Consider the following 16,246-nt stretch of genomic DNA (forward strand, 5'->3'; position numbering starts at 1 on the left):
CCTGCCACCCCCGCTCGGGCCGAGCCGGTCGAAGCCCGGATTTAAACTGCGACCCTTGTCGCGAACCATTCTCGAACTTACCTGTGAGCGGCTTTTCCCCCTCACAGGAGGTTCCTGAAGATGGCCGATCTCACATACACGCCGCCCAAGGTCTGGACTTACGACGAGCCTAACGGCGGCGCCTTTGCGGCCATCAACCGCCCGACCGCAGGTGCCCGGTTCGAGCGCGACCTGCCGCGTGGCGACCACCTGCTCCAGCTCTATTCGCTTGGCACCCCCAACGGCCAGAAGGTCACGATCCTGCTTGAAGAGCTGCTGGCGGCCGGGCACGATGCCGAATACGACGCCTGGCTGATCAACATCGGCGAGAGCGACCAGTTCTCGTCCGGCTTCGTGTCGATCAATCCCAACTCCAAGATTCCCGCCCTGCTCGACCTTTCGGGCACCGAACCGGTGCGCGTCTTCGAATCGGGTTCGATCCTGTTCCATCTGGCCGAAAAGTTCGGCGCTTTCCTGCCTGCCTCCGGCCCTGCCCGGACGGAGTGCATGAACTGGCTGATGTGGCAGATGGGCACGGCACCGCTGCTGGGGGGTGGATTCGGGCATTTCTATGCCTACGCCCCGGAAAAGTTCCAGTACCCGATCGACCGCTTCGCCATGGAAGCCAAGCGCATCTTCGACGTCGCCGACAAGCGGCTGGCCGAAACGCAGTATCTTGCCGGAAACGACTACACGATCGCCGATATTGCCGCCTACGGCTGGTTCGGCGGCTTCGTGCGCGGGGATGCCTATGGCGATGCCAAGACCTTCCTAGACGTAGAGAGCTACACCAATCTGATGCGTTGGGGCCAAGAACTGGGCGAGCGTGACGGTGTGCGCCGTGGCCGGATCGTCAATCGCAAGGGCGACGGGCTGGTAGCAGAGCGTCACAACGCCGCAGACATCGATACGGTTCTGGATCGTTGATAACACCGTCCCGGCGCTGTCGAATCCTCTTCCCAGCGCCGGGACAAACCGCTAAGCGGCCTCTCCCGAGGCACTGCGCATGGCGCGGTTCTCTGCTGGGGCGTCGCCAAGTGGTAAGGCACCGGTTTTTGGTACCGGCATTCGCAGGTTCGAATCCTGCCGCCCCAGCCAGTTTTCTCCCAAACTACCGCAAAACCTTGATTTTCGGATGGCGCCGGAACCGTGGTGGGGCATTTGCTACAAACCCCCGCTACAAAGTTGGGGCATTGTGCGGATGGGAGGCATCCCGAATACGATCAAGCGCGGTGGCATCTATCACTTTCGGCGGGTAGTCCCGCAGCCTTTACGCGACCGGCTAGCTCGCCGCGAATTGACATGCAGCCTCCATACGCATCAAGCAGGGGAAGCGCGATTTCTGTCGCGCTGCCTGTATTTGCGTTCGGAGGAATTGTTCTTGGCTGTCGAAAGCGCATCGACGTTGAGCGACGAGGACATCGCCGCGCTGGTGAAAGATTTTTACACCACCGTTCTGGCACGGGACGATCAATTTCGCTTGGACGCTGACATGCCCGATCAGTTCAGAGAGGCGCGGGCGGAAAATTATCGGGTTTTGGCTAGGAATGCGAAGCAGCATTTGGCCGAAAACGCTTATGCGACTGTTAGACAGATCACTTCCGTTATGCTCGCACGCCGGTATGGGCTGGATGCGAAATTTGATAAGAGCAGCGTTCGCAAAACCGGACAAGCTATGCTCCGAGCCGGGGTGGAAATTGCTGAAACGCTGCGCGCCCGCGCCGAAGGCGATTTCAGCTACGAGCCAACCGATAAATTGCTCATACAAGCTTTACGTGAGAAGCCGGTTCCGCAAGTATCTCCCTCGCCAGATGGGCAAGCTAGAACGTCACCCATGGCCAGCGGTCCCCTATTCTCGGAAGCGGCGGAAATTTTCCGTGAGGCGCAATTGCGTAGAGCTGTTTGGGAGCGCCAAACATTTCTGCAAGCGCGCGCAACCTACTCTATCTTTTCCGAGTTTGCAGGCGATCGGCCCCTAAATCAGTATGTGCGAGCAGATGCCGGCCGCTTTAAGGCACTGCTGGAAGACCTTCCGGCCAATTATAGTAAGGCTGTCGAATTTCGTGGCCTTTCGGCAACGGCAATAGTTGAACTGGCTTTGGATATGGACGTCCCGCGCTTGTCATCGCGCACCGTCCAACGCCACTTTGCGGCTCTATCCACTCTTTGGGATAGTGCTATCGAGCAAGATACAGTCACGACAAATATCTTCAACGACTGGAAGTTCCACGCTGCCAAACAAGCGCGCGATCAGCGTCAAATGTGGCATAGTGAGGAGCTTGACGTGCTGTTTCATTCACCGGTCTGGACGGGGTGCCAATCAGAGCATCGGCGATCGAAGCCAGGAACGCAGGTCTTTCGAGATGAAAAATTCTGGCTGCCTCTGATCGCGGTTTTTTCCGGTATGCGTCAGGAAGAAATCTGCCAGTTGCGCTTGGATGACGTTCGGCAGGTTGACGGGATCTGGATATTCGATTTGAAAAAGGGAGAAGGTCGGCAACTCAAAAATGTGAGAGCAATCCGTAAGGTTCCGATCCACGATAGTTTGATAGATTTGGGATTTCTGCGTTACATTGATGAAGTGCGGAGGACGTCGGCAAAGCTAGTATTTCCCAACCTCAAAACTGGAGGTGCGGATGATCGCTTCGGGCACAATTATTCGAAATGGTTCACGCGGTACCGGCAAGACACGGGGCTTTATGTCCCGAAGCGCGACTTCCACTCCTTACGACATAGCGCCACAACATTTATGAAGAGGGCCGGAGTAACGGCTTCTGTCGTTGATGAAGTTACTGGCCATGTTACGGCAGGTGAAACTGCGCGTTACAACAAAGGGTTGACCGTCGCCAATCTCAAACAAGCTGTCGACACAATCGACATCGGAGTCGATCTTTCGCACTTGCATGAAAAATAGCCGGAAACGGTAGGGCAGTTGCAGATTGAAACGATGGACACCGCCCGCACTCAGGCGCAATATTTTCTGGCGCTCCAGCGCCATATCCCCCCTTACTATGCCTTCCCTGACTATCCTGCCTTTAATCATACCCTCTCCCCCCTTTCCCTCCCCTTCGGAGAGAATTGAAAGGAAGAAGATATGAAATTCGATAATATGCCTACAGCACAGGCCGAACCTTCCGATGCTTTGGCCATGGTTGCCGCCATCGACAGGCTGATACGTGAAGGGATCGACGTCCGGCGTCCGATAGGCTCAGCCTTCCAGCTCAAACTCCCGGACGGCCTCAGCTATTATCCCACGACCGGAAAAATCTATCGAGACAGCGCACCATCTGCATACCGGCAGACCGGTCTAGCGGCATTATTGGCCGTCCTGCGAAGCCCGACCCTATGACAAATTCTGCACAGATAGCAGGGCGATCAACGAATCCTCTCTGCCGGACGATCTCCGGCGAACGATGGAGGATTCATGACACCAGAACCCGGCCACGCGATCGGCCAACTTCCTCTCGTACCCGACGAACTGCTCAAAGCGCATTTCGTCCACGAGAAATTCGATACGCGCTTCCGCGCCTGCGCCCGTCTGCTCCAAGCCTTCTGGCGCGAGCGTCAGGGCCTTCCTGTCGGCAGCTATCAGGGACGGGATGGCCGCAAACGCAAGGTCGGCTCGTTACTCAACACGACCGCAGCCGCCTCCGGACGCAACTTCCTTGACCCGGCTGTCGCCCATCTAGCCCGCCGCGAGGTCATTTATCAGGAAGCGGGAGCGCTGATCGACCGGCAGCGGCTCTACAGCAATCTGCTCAGTTCGATGCCGCTGGCATTCAATCTCTTTGCGCCGCTTCGTTTCGATCTGGCGCTCGCTGGCAAGGTGATGCGGGCGATTGCCCCTAGCATCGACATCGCTGCGGTTCGTCATGTGTGGTTCGAGCATTCGCCTGGACGGCGGGCGGCGGACTTTACCGGCGACCGGACCGCTTTCGACGTCGCGATTATCTATCAGCGCAGCGATGGTGCTAACGGTATGATCGGCATTGAGGTGAAATATTCCGAGAGCCTTACCGAACCCGCGCCTACGGAGTTGAACGCCCGATACAATGACCTCGCGCCGTCGTCGGGTTTGTTCAAAGAACCGATGCACTCCGCCCTGCGGGTTAATCCACTCCAGCAACTCTTCAGGGAGCATCTGCTTGCTCAAGCGGCAATGATGCGGGGCGATTGGGCCGAAACCCACTTCATGCTGCTCGCTCCGCGCCATAACGTCAATGTCCAGCAGGGGGCGGCATTCTACAGCCGATTTCTTGCTTCGCCCGGTGTGGGACAAACCTCTTTCTTGAATGTCGAATTAGAGCAGTTCGTTGAAGCGCTGGGCTGGGCAGGTGCGAAGGACGACGCCTATGCCCTGTTCGATCGCTATCTGAATTGGGGCATTGTCATCGAGGCGGTCGAGGCCTGCCTTCGCGACAAGATAGAGGATTGGAACATCGCTCCACCGCCTCCGGCTCCGCTCAGCCTCATCGGGAAAGCCGCTTGAGCATGCAGCTGCCCTTCATCGACCGGATCGCTTTCGATCTGATGCTGGAACATGGTCGAGCCAGTGCGACGGGTCGCCATCATGATCCAGCGCCGGTAGTGAAACTCTTCACCCCGGACGCTGGGGCCACGTGGCTGCTGACGGAAATTGATCCCACGGATCATGACCGCGCATTCGGACTTTGCGATCTCGGGCTTGGTGAGCCTGAACTGGGCTATGTGAGCCTACACGAACTGGCCGACATCCGTGGCGCGCTGGGCCTGCCAGTCGAAAGGGATGCCACATTTACCGGCGATAAACCCCTGTCAGCATATGCTGTTGATGCCAGACAAATGCGCAGGATCATCTCGTGACCAGATGCCAAGCTCTTGCATTTCTTAATCTTCATATCCTAGGGTCGCCCCGCTCTCGCAATAATCGAGAGCGGGGCGTGGAAACCTCTTTGTTGCAGCACCTCGGTCGAGTTTCGGCCGGGTGGCATGCGCGCATGTCCAACCGGCTTGCCGGTAAAGGCGCATGCGCGCTGCGCTGTGCCAGTGTTTCCAACATCCGGCTTCGGCCGTTGCCCCTGATGGACATAGGGGGCAACGCATGACGGATAAGCTAGAAGCACTTGAACGCTTAGCAAAACTGAAGTCCGATGGCATCCTGTCGGAAGAAGAATTTGTCGATCAGAAGGCAGCGTTGCTTGCTTCCAGTCCTGCTAAGGCTGACACAAACTTCGCCGGATCGATGGAAAGAAGGCCGGGAAAAGTCGCGGGGCGTCCGCCGTGTACTACGTTGGTTCTGGCTCACTCAACTCGCCGCCATCGTGCTAATAGGCATATATTTTCTCACGCGGGGGCAAGCCCTTGAAGATGCGCGTGAGGCTAACGCATCAGTAGAAACCCCGTCTGTCGCAGCAACCGGTGACGAAAATACATTTCAACCTGTCATCGGATCGCCACCGGATTTGATCGTGACGGACGAAACTTTGTCGCACAGACCGAAATGGGAGGCGCTGGAGGTCGAACCAAACCCGCTGACGTTCTGTGAGAACACGAAAATGCGTGTCGCTAACAGTAGTAATCGGCCGCTCAACCTTGAGGGTTCCGTGATGAATAGCGACATCAGTTGGACAATCGGCGTGGTGAAACCGGGCGAGCAAATTGATTTCAATGTCGGTGAAGAGGGAATGTTAGCGCTGGCTGACCTTACAGATGGCGAACCCATTACCCGCTTCGATGTTGCCAAGTGCGATGCTGCCGGAAAATTCATGCAATGATCGTCCGGAACGATCAAATTTCACGCCTTCGAGCCCTACGCGACAGCGGCGCACTGAACGACGCCGAATACGAACGCGAAGTCGCTGATCTGTCCAATCGGGAGGCCCAGAGGAAAGGATTAACGCCAGCAAAGCTAAAGATTGCGATCGCAGCCGCCATTTTCGTTGCGCTGGCCGGTGTAACATACCTGGCTGCACGCGCGGATGGTTTTGGTGACGCCAGCGCCGAAGTCGCACGCAATGAACCACGTGCGAATGCCTTCAGCGAAAATCAATCTGACGAAATCCGAGATGCGACCGCGTCAAAAGCCGCAATTTCTCCGCCAGACGACTATCGAAATCTGATGCTTGTTCTCGGGTTCAATGCCCTAGGCGCGCGATTGGCAACCATGGAAAACCTTTGGCTAGAGCGTGGCCGTCACGTAACTTGGGAGCCGAGCGGGCCGGACTGGATTATGCGAACGGCTTGGCACGACCAGCTGACCGATACCGATCATGAAGAAGCATTCGAGTTTTACCAATGCGGGGGCGCGGCAGCGGCTCCTAGCACGCTCATCTTTTGCCCGACCGGGTCAGTGGCAGTGGCTCGGTTCGCTAGAGATGGTGACACAAGCGCTGCCATCGACCCCGCCATAGGGGCAATCGTCAATCATGATCGCAAGGCTATGGCCGACGCATCGCAATCCAGTTCCGAAACTCCTGGCAATCAGCCAATGGCTGGACAGTCCGAAACGGCAACAGCGCTGAAGTCTGGCCGCTGCAAGCTCATCGCCAAGGGCACGACCTACATAGACGGAAGCTGCTTCTACTCCCTGGACGAGAACGGCAGCTTTTCCATTTACGAAACATCTAGCCGTCGAGGAGGCTATTTCGCAATTCTTCAGCGCGACGGTGCTGATGGCATCGGCTTCTGGAGCGGCAGTCGAGCTTCCACTCATGCGCAAGATGAGTTGGGAACCCTCTCTCGCAAAGGAGCTTGCTGGGAAAACGCGCAAAGCAAAATCTGCCTTTGGGGCTGAAAATGCTACGATCAGGACATCATGCCCGTTCGTAACAAATAGCAAGGATGGCGTTTGATGCTCCCCACCAGCGAACCAGATTCCCCATACGAAATCGGCGAACGGGTGTTTTTTTGGACCGGTCGCGGCTCTGAAGGTTTCGGTACGATCCGAGAACTCAAAAATGGCCGAGCATTCATCGACCCCGAGCCTGAAGCGCGGAGAGGCAGCGACTACCGCGAGTTGAAGGCTGACGGCCAAAGCCGTAATCGCTGGGCACCACGAGATTACGGCGTTCGGCTTACCCAATTAAATAGCTCGCCAAGGGCCTGATTTCAAGATTGCTAGGGTCTGAGCACGACGCGGAGAATGCGGGCCTATATGGACGCCTACTTCGAATTTAAACGGAATTAAATCAATACATACAGCATCTTATGGCTTGCATTTTGCAGGAAGCCTGCCATCATTTCTCGATGGCAGGCTCGTTCAGCAGAATCTCTAGATTAGCCCGATGCTTCCTGCCCCGTCGCGAACCGATAGAGTTCATGACAATAAAGCCCACGCACATCCCGGATGCCGTCATCCCAAGAAGCTACGAACGGCTTGGCTTTGGGTAATGTCCACGAGATCCGACCTTTTTCAAGGTCGGTCATGGGACCATGCCCTTCGACTTTGAACACACTCCAATTCGGTCGAGTTGGGAGCAAATGCTCCATACCAGTTGGCGCTCCGATTGCTCTACGGGCTGGGCCGAGGGCATGACAAACTCGAAGCCGGTTCTTCAATGCAACTGCCCCAGGATTACAATACCGCCACGGGATGAAATCGCCGAGGTATGTAGTCCGACCATCGACGGTTGCTCGTGCGGTTTGCACGATTGCCGACAAATCATAGCCTTTGAGAAGATAGCTGACCGCATTCCAATGTCGAAATGAGCACTCTCGCGCCCGAAGATTGGCGCGAATTGCTCTTGGGATGTGATGGTCGAATCTGCGCAGAGTGTACTCCGAAATCCATTTCCTGAAGTGTTCGCGATGATTTATCGGAGGCAATTCGCCGCTAAACGGCGCGGCCGGTATGCCGGGAATATGCAGCGCGACGTGGGAATGATAGCCCAAGCCTTGGTCCGTATTCGCCCTCTCGATGCCGTAAATCCAAGCTGGGTGCGCATTTTTATCGATCGCCCAGGCATTGTAGCACTTCAAGAATGCGCCCGTAGCAGCCTGAGCCTCTGGCCCACTATGAATACCCATTCTCTGCCAATCGAGCGTGATAAGCGTATCTAACGGAAGCCCTGCCCACAAAGCGAACTCCGCCGCTGCATGGGTTGAGGCGAAAGTACCAATCCCGATGTTTGCCGCATCCGGTGTTGGTTTAGCATCGGTGGCTCCACCCCGGCGCCTTAGCTTGCGGATGAAAATATGCGAACGCTCCGCCTGCTCGCGAATGGTTTCACGCGCGAAAAGTTCGCCCTCGGTCAGATAGAATGTCATGGGGAAATCCGGAAATTTGCCCGGCCTCACAATCGCACCGGCCGGGCAAGGGGAATTTATTAGCCGTAGTAGCTGATGAGGCGCTCGGTCATGACACGCAACGCTTGCAGAGGGTTACGCCGAATGTCCCGCGCAGGCGGTCCCGAAAGGAAATCACTCAAACGATTATGCAGCCGCTGCAGGGACGGCACATCAGGTTGATCGTCATATGGTGACGGAGCAAATACAGCATTGGAGAAATGCCGCAGCGTTTCGACGAGCACCGTACCGGGGTCATTCGGATGCGCGGGCTCGTGCGGGATTGCCTTTGTTGGCGCAGCTTTGGATCTATGGTAAAGGTCATCGCTCAGCTTGCGGGCGATGATCAGCGCTCGTGTCTCGCGCGGAATCTCCGTGGAATCAGCCGCATCGCGAATTTTCCGATGGAGGCGTAGCATTTGCTTATACTCCGCCGTTCCAAAACTCGGCGCATGACGAATGGGCCGGGATAACGCGGGATGCAGTTGGCCCAAAGTGCCCCTTTCGATCCATGGTTCAAGGGTCTGGGATTTGGGAGTGTCGGCGGGTAAGACTGAGAAATGTTCAGGCATAAGCATCGTTCCTTTCTGGATCGATGCGACAGCGAGGGTGCTATCGCCTGACAATATAATGAGTAAGAGGATTTTTATGCAGCTCGGCTGCCTCCTTCATGCCGATTCATGCTCTTTCTCGGCGGAATAATCCAAAATAGTTGCATTAAAGCAACAAAATCGGCGCCTTTCCACATCAAACTATCGCCCTGCCCCTTGGCCGGGAAGGTCACTCCTCAACGAAAAAATCTTCATCCAGTCTTTTGAACTCGATCCTGCGGCTGACGCGAACCCCGACGCCATATTCGATCATCAAGTCGGTCAGACGATCCCCGTCGATTAGGATGACACGCTGGGCGAGGTGTTTGACATAGTCCCGTGCCTGGCTGCTAAAGGTGGAGGTCGTGACGAACACGCCCTTGGTTGCGCCATGACCGACCAGACTGCCGACGAAGGCCTGCACATCGGGGCGACCGACCGTTGTTTCGGCATAGCGCTTGGCCTGCACATAGACCCGGTCGAGACCCAACCTGTCCTCGTTGATGACCCCGTCGACACCGCCGTCGCCCGAACGGCCGAGCTGGGTGGCCGCGTTCTTGTGCGATCCGCCATAGCCCATGGCGATCAGCAGATCGACGATCAGTTGCTCGAAAAAGGCCGGGCTGTTCTGGACAATGCGTTCCAGCAGTTCCGCGCGAAGAGCGGATTGCACGGCCTGATAGGCCGCCTCAATCTGCTCTTCCGGCGTGCCGGTTTCAACTGATGGGGCGATGACAGCGGGCGCAGCATCGTCATCGGTGGACTTCTGCCCGCTATAGAACTCTCGGAAGCCCTCATAGTCCTTCAGCTCGTTCACGCCGATGCGCGCGGGGTTGGATGCCAGCAGCGCCAGCCCCGCTTCGGTCGCGATGAAACGCCCCCGCTTGGGCGAGGTGACGAGGCCTGCCTTGGACATGTAGAATTTTGCCCAATGGATGCGGTTATGGAGCAGGCGTTGCCGTCCGCTAGGGAGCATTTCTTCGCGTTCGTCGGGACTGAGACCGAGTTCGTCGGCGATGTGTTCGGCGGCATCGGCCACGCGCTGTTCGCCGTTGGCGGCGAGGCGCAGGACCGGCAGCATCAATGTCTGGTAATCGGGAATGGCCATGGAATCAGGCTGCCTTCTTGCGGCCGCGCTTGGCCTTTGGCGCGGCAGCGCGTTCCGCCCGGATGCGATCGAGCAAGACGCTGGCGGGTTCGTCAGCGGGATCTTGCGGCACGAGTTCGCCCTTGAAGGCCTTGGCCAACACGGACTGGTCGAGGTGGTCGATCAGCTTGCGGGCGCTAGTGGCGTCGCCGGTAAGCCGTTCAATCCACAAGAAAGCGAATTGGATGCGACCGATGATCTCAGACTGCTCTTGCAGAGAAAATGCCGGGATTTTCAATGCGATGAATTTGCTCTGCGTGAGGTTCAGGCCGCTGTCGCTGATGCCTGTTTTCATTGCCTCCAATTCTGAAAGGCACTGAGGGGTGTTCAGCATATAAGTGACAAACGCCGGATCAGCCATTTCCTGATTGATGCGAAGTCGATAGGCTTTGTCACACAGCATCAACTTAGGATGATTTTCGGTCACAAGACACGAAATGCCTACCCGGCTGCGCGGGCCTGCGCGGGTTATGAGCACGTCACCAGCGTTGATGACGATCCCCGGTCGAGGTGCGAGATCAGCAGGGAGGCGCTTGTTCTCCAGCGGCAAAAATTGAACGGACTGGATCGCTGTCGTTTTTATGACACCCCAGTCATTTGGGCTTGCTGGCTCGCTGGCGCACTTGGGGCTCCAGCCCTGATCCAATGAATCAATAAATTCCGATAACGGCTGCAGCTTCGGGGACCGACGCTCATTACACAGGTCACCCCGGAAGGCGGCGGCGAGGATGGCCTGTTTGTATTTCTCGACGAGGCGGGGGATGTGGTCGAGATGGTCGCGGGCGCGTCTGGATTTGCCGGTGAGGCTGTCGATCTTCGCCACGATCCGCTGCTGTTCGGGAAGAGGAGCGATCGGTAAGGATAAGCCTGAAAGAATGGATGCGTTTGCGCCAGGCTGCGCGGTTCCTTTCGCAACGGTTTGTATCTGGGACCAATAATCACGGGACTGCATGAACGACCATGCGTAAGCCGGATCAACCGCCGCACTTAGTCGAACACGGATAAGGTACGAAGCAAACACGGCTTTTTCTGGAACCATGTTTATTAAATAGCTTTTCCCTGTGGTCGCTCCGGTGCGCGCAATTACAATGTCGCTTGCGCCAAGCGTTGTCCGCTCATCTGGCTGGTCAGTACAACGCGGAACGGTTTCCCAGTTGACGGAGCCATTTTGAATATCCGTGATACGGAGCAGCTTGGGGAGATCTCCACCGGCGGTGGATGCCGTTGTGAAACCATAGCTTATGTCAGTCGCCGCATCTCCAAGACGGGAACGGCTCCACCCAACCGGCAAATCGCTCATTCCGCTGCCTCCGCCACGGCAACACCGGCTTCTTCAACGCTATCCGGCTCCAACTCTTCCGACAGCGTTTCAATCTCCTCAAGCGCCGCCTTCAAATGGCCGATGATGGCGGCAGCGATGTCCTCTGGCTCGGTCAGCGCCTCTTCAGCCTCCGCTTCGGTGTCGCGAAGCCAGCTTATGTCGAGATTGTCATTGCGGTCGGTGATGGCGGCGCGATCAAACTTGCGCCAGCGGCTGTCCTCACCCTGATCCTGTCGTGCGGCTCCGCCATTGGCGTCCGCGCCATAGGCTGCCTCAAACTCCGTGAAATCGGCAACGGTCAGCGGACGGGTCTTGCCATAGGCGGGCGCATTAGCCCGCATGTCATAGACCCAGACCGCCTTGGTATTACCCTTGTCGCTCTTGCCGCGCCGGAAGAACAGCACATTGGTCTTGACGCCCTGCGCATAGAAAATGCCGGTCGGCAGGCGCAGGATGGTGTGCAAATCGCACAGGTCCATCAGCCAGGTGCGCAGGCGGCGGCCAGTATTATCTTCGAACAGCACGTTATCGGGGATGACTACGGCGGCGCGGCCACCCGGGGCCAGAGCGCGCACGATATGCTCGACGAAGGCAAGCTGCTTGTTCGACGTGTCCGCCGTGATCGAGAAATCGGAACGGGTCGGACGTCCCCCGCCCTTCTTGGTGCCAAAGGGCGGATTGGTCAGGATCAGATTGGCTTTGGGTAGCGCCTCGCCATCGGGGGAGAGTGTGTCGATATTCTCCATACCGCCTTCGATGCCGTGCAGCAGCAGGTTCATCATGCTGAGGCGATGGGTATCGGGCACCAGCTCCGCGCCGGAAAAGGCGTTGTGCCGCTGGAAAAAGGCCTGCTGCTCCGTCAGCCTATAGAGATCGTCGGTATGGTCCTTGATGTAGCGGTCGGCGCCGACGAGGAAGCCCGCCGTTCCCCCTGCCGGGTCCTGGATCACTTCCCCCGGCTGCGGCTGCATCAGGCGCACGATGCAGTCGATCAGCGGCCGGGGTGTGAAATACTGCCCGGCGCCAGATTTCTTGTCAGCGGCGTTCTTTTCCAACAGGCCTTCATAGAGGTTGCCCAGCCCCTCTTCGCGAGCGGAGAACCAGTCGAGCTGATCGATGTTCGAGGTCAGCGCCTTGAGGTTTGTGGGCTTGCGCAGGCGAGTCTGTGCGTCGATGAAAATCGCGCTGACCAGCGCATCCTTAGCCTTGCCGAGTTCGAGCAGCATCGCCTTGTAATAATCAAGCTGTTCCATGCCCTCGCGCTTGGTGAGAAGGCCCCAGCGCCACCCTTCCGGCAATCGCTCTTCCTTGCCGGTTTCCTCCAGCATCTTGAGGAACAGCAGGTAGGTCAGCTCCGTCACATATTCGTTATAGGTGACGCCATCGTCGCGCAGGACGTTGCACAAGCCCCAGAGCTTGGCGACGATATCGGTGGTGGTGCTCATTTACGCGGTCTTCTTCCACAATTCTTCGTTGATTCCGGCGAGGATGCTTTCCAGCTCCCCGCCGAACACCTTGTTCAGGCGATTGAAGCCGCCATCGGCGATGAATGGCTCTTTGTCGATGGCGGCGCGGTCCACCACAATTTCTTTTTCAATCTGGTCGCCGATCCGCTTGAGCCAGCGTTTCTGCGGGTCGGTCCATGCCCGGCTCGACATGATGGCGCGCATCGCATCCCGCACTCGGTCTTCATAGGGGATCAACGCGTCGCCCAGTGCGGCCTGACGGACGAAGCCGATGACCGAGGCGGCGATTTCCTCATTGCGGGCATCGGCCCAGGCGCGGCGAAGATTGGCGTCTGAAAAGCCTTTGGAATCCAGAGCCAGGCGCAGTTCCTTCAGATCGGCACGGGTCAGGTCACGGGGACGCTGCACGACGAGCTTCAGCGCCGCGATGGTGTTGATATTGTCGCGCACGAAGGCGGCGAAGCTGTCCAGAAAGTCTTCCGGTTTTGCAGCACTGCCATAACCACGCGACACATCGACGACATGATCCGCGTGCTTGGAAATCGGGACATAGCCGGGCTTATCGCCATCAGCCTGCCAATCGAGGATGGGGCCGATCGCGGCGCGGTCCTTTAGCCAAGCGGCAAGCCCCGGTGCATCGCCGGACATCACCCGTTGCAGCATCGCCTCCGGCGTTTCGCCCGCCACAGCTTCGAACTGCTGCTTTGCCTCATCGGTCAGCTTCTTGATCCGGCGGCGCAGCTTCACGGCAAGCTGTTCGCGAATGGCCTCCCGCTGCTCATCGTTCTGCGCTTCCGTCATCTCGCGGACGAGCTGGGCGAAGCTGATCGACGGGTTGACGACGACAGGCTTCATGTCAGTCATATTCTGGAGGTAGGGATAGAGATCGACGGCGTCGAAAATTCGGAAAACCTCTTTGCCTATTTCCGAGCACTGGCGTGTCGCGCGGCCAATCATCTGTTCATACAAAATGCGGCTGTTCACCCGGCGCAAGAACACGAGGTTGGTGATCTTCGGCACGTCGATACCAGTGGTCAGCAGATCCACCGTGACGACGATCTGCGGATTGGCGTCGTTGCGAAACGCGCGAATCCAGTTCTTTACCTTGTCCACGCTGCCCGTGATTTTCTTCACGGCGGCATCGTCAATCTCGCCATATTGCTCGGCGAAAGCGGCCTTGATGGCGCTGACCACCATGTCCGCGTGGGCATCGGTCGCGGCGAAGATCAACGTCTTGCCCGGTAGCGCCGGGTCAATGTGCCGCGCCAGTTCCTCCGCCACGACGCGGTTGAACTCCGGGGTAATGACCTGTCGATTGAATGCCTCGATCTCGAACCGGATCTCGTCTGGTGCGTGGGCCAAATCGACTTCGCCGGTCCGGGTGTTGAGCAGTTCAAGCTCTTCATCCTTCTCGAACTTTATGCCCGCTCGCGCCAGCGCAGTTTCGATGCGAATTGGCGGCTCATGGTCGATCAGGAAGCCATCGACCACTGCCTCGCGGTAGGAATAGGTGAAGACCGGATCGCCGAAAATGTCGGTAGTGTGGAGCGCGGGCGTAGCCGTCAGGCCGATCTTCACCGCGTCGAAATAGTCCAGCACGCGGCGATATTTCGAGATATAATCATCCTGCCCCCGGAAGCTCAGCTCGGCGTCGGACATCTCCCGATCAAGCAGATAGCCGCGGTGACATTCGTCGATGACCATCAGGTCGTATTGGTCAACGGGCGGCACGGATGCGCCATCGGCAGCGAACAGGACACGCTTCACCAAACCCTGAATCGTACAGATGTGGACTTTAGTTTCCACGTCCGGGGTCACGTCGCCCAAACCTTTGAGGCCAAAGATTTCGGCGAATGTCTTTCCGGACACGACCTTGGTGGTCGAAAATTCGCCCTCTGTCTGGTCGCCAAGGGCGCTGCGATCAACCACGAAGCAGATGCGCCGAAACCGTTTGGCCGACAGCAAACGGTACAGCATGGCGATTGCGAGCTTAGTTTTTCCTGTGCCGGTCGCCATCGCGACCAAGACGGCGCGTTGCTCAGCCGACAAGGCAGCCTCTACCGAGCGGATCGCGGTTTCCTGATAATGGCGAAGTGGGAAACCGAACTCGAATGGCTGCGCCTTAAGCGCCGCATCAGCCGCGTCCTGATCGACCTCAAGCTGCCCGGTGAGGCCTTCCGGCGTCGGCCAGTCCACCAACGCGCGACGATGGTTTGCGGCGCGGCGGGTATCGCGAAACCAGATGCCGCTCTCTGTCTCAATCTGCTTGAGATAGGATCGGCCATTCGCGCTGAACACAAATGGCACCTTGTATTCGCCCCAAGGCCCACCGGCATAGGTAAAATCGGCACTGTTTTTTATGCCGGTCGAATAGCGTTCAGCCTGATCGATCGCGGCTGATACATTCTTTCGCCGTCGCTTCGCCTCCACAACGCCGATCAGAGTCGTGCCAACGAACAGGGCGTAGTCGGCGGGGCCGTTTGCGGTCGGCCATTCAGCGATGGCGAGATTGCGCCCCTTGGCAGGGCGAACACCGTTGCTGTATCGGAGGTCGCGAGTATCAACCTCCCATCCACGATCGCGCAATTGCTGATCGATGAGCGCACGGGTTTCCGCTTCGTCAAGGTCGATCTTTACCGCAGCCTTTTCACCGCGCTTGACCAACTGAGCAGCCTCAGCGCGAGGTACAGTTTCGGCTTCGGCCTGAAGAGCAGCGAGCTTGCTCGTGACTTCGGCCTTCTCGGCGTCAATGTCCTGGGCGATCTTCTCCCAAGCGGCTCGCTCCTCCGCCTCGCGTGCCAGTCGCTCTTCTATCGCCTCGCGCGCGTGGGTTTGTTCGTCTGCTTCAAGGCGAGCGCGGACCGCATCACCTTCGGTTTCCGCCACCTTCTGCCTGAGCTTTTCAATCTCTTCGCGCAGGGCAACGGTCGCATCAACGGGTTGGCGCGGCGGCACGAATGCACCGGACTGAAAATTGGCAGCGCGGCCATAGGTTCGATGAAACCAGATGCCGAGCGACCAAGCGAATTTTAGCGCCGTCAGTGCGCTGGAATGATTGCCCTTTGCTTCATGCACCGCGCTATTGCCCGCTTTCCGCAGGGCATGAAAAATATCCGCTGCCTCTTTGGGGATAAGGCGATCATACGACAGACGGCGGAGCGTTTCTTCGAATGTCTCGCGCTCATCACGATAAACAGCGTGATGCGCCGCGACCATCTTCGCCATCAATTCAGCGAACTGGCGAAGCTTGACGATAGCGGTTGAAGGATCGCTTGAAAAATAGCGTTCCGCCAGCCCTCCCAACGTCACCAACTGTTTATCATGGGCTTCAAGGAAACCAAAATTGAGAGAGTCCACCCTGCCCCCGTATCTGTCGACGCGCTTGCGGCTTCAAGCGATAAGCCTCTGCCTTGGTTCGCAG

At 57.6% G+C, this 16,246-nt stretch carries 13 protein-coding genes, 1 tRNA gene and 1 pseudogene; 9 read left to right on the plus strand and 6 right to left on the minus strand.

Features of this window, described 5'->3' with window-relative positions; translation table 11 throughout:
- The first annotated feature begins 120 nt into the window (after positions 1–120).
- From yghU to GGR40_RS05265, 9 genes and pseudogenes are all read left to right on the plus strand, one after another.
- A complete protein-coding gene (gene yghU, locus GGR40_RS05225) occupies positions 121–966 on the plus strand; it encodes a glutathione-dependent disulfide-bond oxidoreductase (protein WP_429275106.1) in 846 nt (281 codons plus the stop codon).
- Between the two features lie 96 nt (positions 967–1,062).
- Positions 1,063–1,137 (plus strand) — tRNA-Gln (locus tag GGR40_RS05230).
- A gap of 103 nt (positions 1,138–1,240) precedes the next feature.
- Positions 1,241–1,417, plus strand: a pseudogene (locus GGR40_RS05235) (DUF6538 domain-containing protein); the annotation flags it as partial.
- Positions 1,418–1,420: 3 nt separating this feature from the next.
- Positions 1,421–2,953, plus strand: a complete 1,533-nt coding sequence (locus GGR40_RS05240; protein WP_429275228.1) for a site-specific integrase — start codon at positions 1,421–1,423, stop codon at positions 2,951–2,953.
- Positions 2,954–3,133: 180 nt separating this feature from the next.
- Entirely contained in the window at positions 3,134–3,388 is a 255-nt protein-coding gene (locus tag GGR40_RS05245) for a hypothetical protein (RefSeq protein ID WP_429275107.1), read from the plus strand.
- Positions 3,389–3,463: 75 nt separating this feature from the next.
- On the plus strand, positions 3,464–4,528 hold the full coding sequence (locus GGR40_RS05250) for a PGN_0703 family putative restriction endonuclease (protein WP_429275108.1): 1,065 nt from the start codon (positions 3,464–3,466) through the stop codon (positions 4,526–4,528).
- A gap of 2 nt (positions 4,529–4,530) precedes the next feature.
- A complete protein-coding gene (locus GGR40_RS05255; protein WP_429275229.1) occupies positions 4,531–4,881 on the plus strand; it encodes a DUF2958 domain-containing protein in 351 nt (116 codons plus the stop codon).
- A 335-nt stretch (positions 4,882–5,216) separates the two neighbouring features.
- Positions 5,217–5,792: a hypothetical protein gene (locus GGR40_RS05260; RefSeq protein WP_429275109.1), complete on the plus strand. Its 576-nt coding sequence runs from the start codon at positions 5,217–5,219 to the stop codon at positions 5,790–5,792.
- Entirely contained in the window at positions 5,789–6,811 is a 1,023-nt protein-coding gene (locus tag GGR40_RS05265; RefSeq protein ID WP_429275110.1) for an SHOCT domain-containing protein, read from the plus strand. Before GGR40_RS05260 ends, GGR40_RS05265 begins: the two co-directional genes overlap by 4 nt.
- 482 nt (positions 6,812–7,293) lie before the next feature.
- Here the strand turns inward: GGR40_RS05265 and GGR40_RS05270 are convergent, their stop codons facing one another.
- From GGR40_RS05270 to hsdR, 6 genes are all read right to left on the minus strand, one after another.
- The gene (locus tag GGR40_RS05270) at positions 7,294–8,283 is read right to left on the minus strand and encodes a hypothetical protein (RefSeq protein WP_429275111.1); all 990 of its coding nucleotides are present in this window, start codon (positions 8,281–8,283) and stop codon (positions 7,294–7,296) included.
- A 59-nt stretch (positions 8,284–8,342) separates the two neighbouring features.
- The gene (locus GGR40_RS05275; RefSeq protein WP_429275112.1) at positions 8,343–8,873 is read right to left on the minus strand and encodes a hypothetical protein; all 531 of its coding nucleotides are present in this window, start codon (positions 8,871–8,873) and stop codon (positions 8,343–8,345) included.
- Positions 8,874–9,081: 208 nt separating this feature from the next.
- Positions 9,082–9,999 (minus strand): restriction endonuclease, encoded by a 918-nt coding sequence (locus tag GGR40_RS05280; RefSeq protein ID WP_429275113.1) that lies wholly within the window; start codon positions 9,997–9,999, stop codon positions 9,082–9,084.
- 4 nt (positions 10,000–10,003) lie between these two features.
- Positions 10,004–11,338, minus strand: coding sequence for a restriction endonuclease subunit S (locus GGR40_RS05285; RefSeq protein WP_429275114.1), 1,335 nt, complete (start codon positions 11,336–11,338; stop codon positions 10,004–10,006).
- Complete coding sequence (locus tag GGR40_RS05290; protein ID WP_429275115.1) at positions 11,335–12,804, minus strand: class I SAM-dependent DNA methyltransferase; 1,470 nt, start codon at positions 12,802–12,804, stop codon at positions 11,335–11,337. Before GGR40_RS05290 ends, GGR40_RS05285 begins: the two co-directional genes overlap by 4 nt.
- The gene (gene hsdR, locus GGR40_RS05295) at positions 12,805–16,182 is read right to left on the minus strand and encodes a type I restriction-modification system endonuclease (protein WP_429275116.1); all 3,378 of its coding nucleotides are present in this window, start codon (positions 16,180–16,182) and stop codon (positions 12,805–12,807) included.
- Positions 16,183–16,246 lie beyond the last annotated feature (64 nt).

It is taken from the genome of Novosphingobium gossypii (assembly GCF_050433305.1).
Classification (GTDB): Bacteria; Pseudomonadota; Alphaproteobacteria; order Sphingomonadales; family Sphingomonadaceae; genus Novosphingobium; species Novosphingobium gossypii.